The organism is Acidovorax sp. HMWF018, assembly GCF_003061035.1.
In the GTDB taxonomy this organism is placed as follows: domain Bacteria; phylum Pseudomonadota; class Gammaproteobacteria; order Burkholderiales; family Burkholderiaceae_C; genus Acidovorax; species Acidovorax delafieldii.
Map to the genome: position 1 here is coordinate 35,203 of NZ_QAIM01000450.1, position 3,589 is coordinate 38,791.

The following is a 3,589-nucleotide window of genomic DNA, read 5'->3' on the forward strand; positions in this document are numbered from 1 at the left end:
CGTCGAGCAAGGCGCCGTGCAGCGTACGGCCCGAGTTGTCCACGCCCAGACGGTCGCACAGGGCGTCCAGCGAGTTGCGCTTGCCCGGGTACATCTCCTTGGCCATGGCCAGCGTGTCAGTCACGCTTTGCACATAGGTGCCAAACGCCGGGCGCCCCACCAGCTCCAGTTCCTTGTTGAGAAAGCCTACGTCGAACGCAGCGTTGTGGATGATGATCTCGGCGCCCTGCAGGTACTGCAGGATGTCGTCCACCACGTCGGCAAATTTGGGCTTGTCCTTCAGGAACTCATTGCTAATGCCGTGCACCTTCAGCGCATCTTCATGGCTGTCACGGCCAGGGTTGAAGTACAGGTGCAGGTTGTTGCCGGTCAGCTTGCGGTTGAGCAGCTCCACACAACCCAGTTCAATGATGCGGTCACCACCTTCGGCCGAAAGGCCGGTGGTCTCAGTGTCCAGAACAATTTGCCGGGACATCAGTGGTTTTCCTTGGCGTGGTTGATCGTGTACTTCGGAATTTCGACGATCAGGTCGGTCTGCGCCAGGATGGCCTGGCACGACAGGCGCGACTGCGGTTCCAGGCCCCAGGCGCGGTCCAGCAGGTCTTCTTCCTCTTCTTCTGCCGCATTCAGCGAATTCAGCCCCTGGCGCACGATGACGTGGCAGGTGGTGCAGGCACAGCTCATGTCGCAGGCGTGCTCGATGTTGATGTGGTTGTCCAGCAGGGCTTCGCAGATCGAGGTGCCTGCGGGCGCCGTGATCTCAGTGCCAGCGGGGCAGTATTCGGGATGGGGAAGGATCTTGATGACAGGCATGGGGTGGTCTTTTTCTTGTTCAGAGGGATGCGCTGGCTCGTATCACAGGCTCGCGACGTTCTTGCCGGCCAGGGCCTGCTGGATACCGCGGTTCATGCGCTGGGCTGCAAACGCCTCGGTGCCCTTGGCCAGGGCTTCCGTGGCGGCCTCAATGGCCGCGGCATCGTCGGCGTCGCGCTGGTGGCGCAAGGCCACCATCAGGGCGTCGATGGCAGCCCGCTCCTTGGGGCTGAGCACGTCGCCATCCGCGTCAAGCGCGCTTTGCGTGGCAATTAGCATGCGGTCGGCGTCCACGCGGGCCTCGACCACGGCACGGGCTTTCATGTCCTGCGCGGCCGTGGCAAAGCCGTCCTGCAGCATGCGCGCGATCTGGTCGTCCGTGAGGCCGTACGATGGTTTCACGTCAATGCGGGCCTCCACCCCACTGCCCTGCTCTTTCGCGGCCACGCTCAGCAGGCCATCGGCATCGACGGTGAAGGTCACACGGATGCGCGCAGCGCCGGCCGCCATCGGGGGAATACCGCGCAACTCAAAGCGCGCCAGGCTGCGGCAGTCCCGCACCAGGTCACGCTCGCCTTGCACCACATGGATGGCCAGCGCGGTCTGTCCATCCTTGTAGGTCGTGAAGTCCTGCGCCTTGGCGGTAGGTATGGTCTCGTTGCGCGCAACAATGCGTTCCACCAGCCCGCCCATGGTCTCGATACCCAGGGACAGCGGAATCACGTCCAGCAGCAGCAGGTCGCCTGCCGTGTTGTTACCGGCCAGCTGGTTGGCCTGGATGGCGGCACCCAGCGCGACCACTTCGTCGGGATTCAGGTTGGTCAGTGGCTCCTTGCCAAAGAACTCCGCCACGGCCCGCTGCACCTGCGGCATGCGGGTGGAGCCGCCCACCATGACCACGCCCTGCACTTCATCGCGCGCCAGATGCGCATCGCGAAGGGCACGGCGCACAGCCGCCATGGAGCGGGCGGTCAAATCGGCCGTCACCGCGGCAAAATCCGACCGTTTGACGTCAAATTGCACAGAAGCGCTAGATAGCTCTGCCTTGAATGCTACCAAATCAGTAGCAGTCAATGCCTCTTTGCAGGCGCGCGCCGCCATGCGCACGGCCGACTTGTCGGCTGGTGTGACCGCCTGTTGCCCCACCTGCTGCAAAACCCAGTCCGCCAGCGCCGCGTCGTAGTCGTCGCCACCGAGGGCAGAGTCGCCGCCCGTGGCGATCACCTCGAACACGCCCTGCGTCAGGCGCAGGATGGAAATATCAAACGTACCCCCACCCAGGTCATAGACGGCGTAGACGCCCTCGCTGGCGTTGTCCAGGCCATAGGCAATCGCCGCCGCAGTGGGCTCGTTGATCAGGCGCAGCAGGTTGATGCCAGCGAGCTTGGCCGCATCTTTGGTGGCCTGGCGCTGGGCGTCGTCGAAGTAAGCAGGCACGGTGATCACTGCGCCATACAGATCATCATTGAAGGTGTCTTCAGCGCGGTAGCGCAGCGTGGCCAGAATCTCGGCACTGATCTCGACGGGCGACTTGTTGCCATCCACCGTGGCCAGGCTGACCATACCGCCCTCGCCTCCATCAGCAGCAGCCACGAAGTCGTATGGCAGCTTGCCCGCTTCCGCCACGTCCTTGAGGCCACGCCCCATGAAGCGTTTGGCCGAGGCGATGGTGTTGCGTGCATCCTGGGCCTGCGCCGCCACGGCGTCATATCCGATCTGGCGACCGCCGTTGGCCAGGTAGCGCACCACCGAGGGCAGCAGCACCCTACCCTGCGCATCGGGCAGGCATTCGGACACACCATTGCGCACAGCGGCAACCAGAGAATGGGTGGTGCCCAGGTCAATGCCCACCGCGATGCGCCGCTGGTGCGGGTCGGGGGACTGGCCGGGTTCGGAGATCTGCAAAAGCGCCATGAAATTTCGGGTCTCAACGTGGTGGGGGACGCCATCACCTCAGCAAGCGACAGGGGCCCCAGGGGGAAAGCAAAACCGCTCTATTGTCCCAGTTGCTCTCGGCGACGTTCTATGTCGTCCGCAAATCGCGCAATGAACATGAGGGCTCTGACCTGGCGGGCCGCGCCCGCATAGTCCTGCTGCTGGTCGATGAGTTGCTCGCACTGCGACAGAGCGGCACGCCGGGCTTGTTCCACCTCATCGTCCAGTGCGTCCAGCTCGCTGTCTGCGCGGGCATCTTCCAGTGCCTCGCGCCATTCCATCTGCTGCATCAAAAACGCAGCGGGCATGGCGGTGTTGTCTTCGGCACGGATAGGCGCTCCGTGCAGTTCGCACAGATAGGCCGCCCGGCGCATGGGGTCCTTCAGGCGTTGATAAGCCTCGTTGATGCGCACGGACCACTGCATCGCTACGCGCTGCGCCGCAGCGCCTTGCGCAGCAAACTTGTCGGGGTGGGCTTCGCGCTGCAGTTCCTTCCAGCGCGCGTCGATGGCGCTGCGTTCTTGTGCAAAGCGGCAAGCCAGGCCAAACAGTTCGAAGTCGTCAGATTGCAGATTCATGCGCAAGGGGGCGTGAAGAAAATCCAAGAAAAAACCGCCAGCACAGAGCGCGTTGGCGGTTTGGCGTTACATCAGCTGAAGACGTTCAGACGCGGAAGCTCTCCCCGCAACCGCAGCGATCACGCTCGTTGGGGTTGTTGAACTTGAAGCCTTCGTTCAGCCCCTCACGGACAAAGTCCAGCTCGGTGCCATCGATGTAGGCCAGGCTCTTGGGGTCAATCAGCACCTTGACGCCGTGGTTTTCAAACACGATGTCCTCGGGC

The 3,589-nt window shown here is 63.2% G+C and carries 5 protein-coding genes; all 5 read right to left on the reverse strand.

The features are described from left to right. Positions 1–475: DNA polymerase III subunit epsilon (gene dnaQ / locus DBR23_RS18685; RefSeq protein ID WP_369882138.1), on the reverse strand; the 475-nt coding region annotated here is incomplete at its 3' end. Further along, positions 475–813 carry an ISC system 2Fe-2S type ferredoxin gene (gene fdx, locus DBR23_RS18690; RefSeq protein ID WP_056744679.1) on the reverse strand — a complete coding sequence of 113 codons (339 nt, stop codon included), beginning with the start codon at positions 811–813 and terminating at the stop codon, positions 475–477. The genes dnaQ and fdx, both read right to left, overlap by 1 nt. A gap of 42 nt (positions 814–855) precedes the next feature. Continuing rightward, positions 856–2,727 (reverse strand): Fe-S protein assembly chaperone HscA, encoded by a 1,872-nt coding sequence (gene hscA / locus DBR23_RS18695; protein ID WP_108499212.1) that lies wholly within the window; start codon positions 2,725–2,727, stop codon positions 856–858. Positions 2,728–2,807: 80 nt separating this feature from the next. Then, complete coding sequence (hscB, locus tag DBR23_RS18700) at positions 2,808–3,326, reverse strand: Fe-S protein assembly co-chaperone HscB (protein ID WP_056744674.1); 519 nt, start codon at positions 3,324–3,326, stop codon at positions 2,808–2,810. Positions 3,327–3,411: 85 nt separating this feature from the next. After that, positions 3,412–3,589: iron-sulfur cluster assembly accessory protein (locus tag DBR23_RS31070; RefSeq protein WP_233250559.1), on the reverse strand; the 178-nt coding region annotated here is incomplete at its 5' end.

What these genes read in the sequence shown, in the direction of transcription:
- fdx (WP_056744679.1), bottom strand. Translation starts at nt 813, where the DNA reads ATGCCTGTCATCAAGATCCTTCCCCATCCCGAATACTGCCCCGCTGGC.
- hscA (WP_108499212.1), bottom strand. Translation starts at nt 2,727, where the DNA reads ATGGCGCTTTTGCAGATCTCCGAACCCGGCCAGTCCCCCGACCCGCAC.
- hscB (WP_056744674.1), bottom strand. Translation starts at nt 3,326, where the DNA reads ATGAATCTGCAATCTGACGACTTCGAACTGTTTGGCCTGGCTTGCCGC.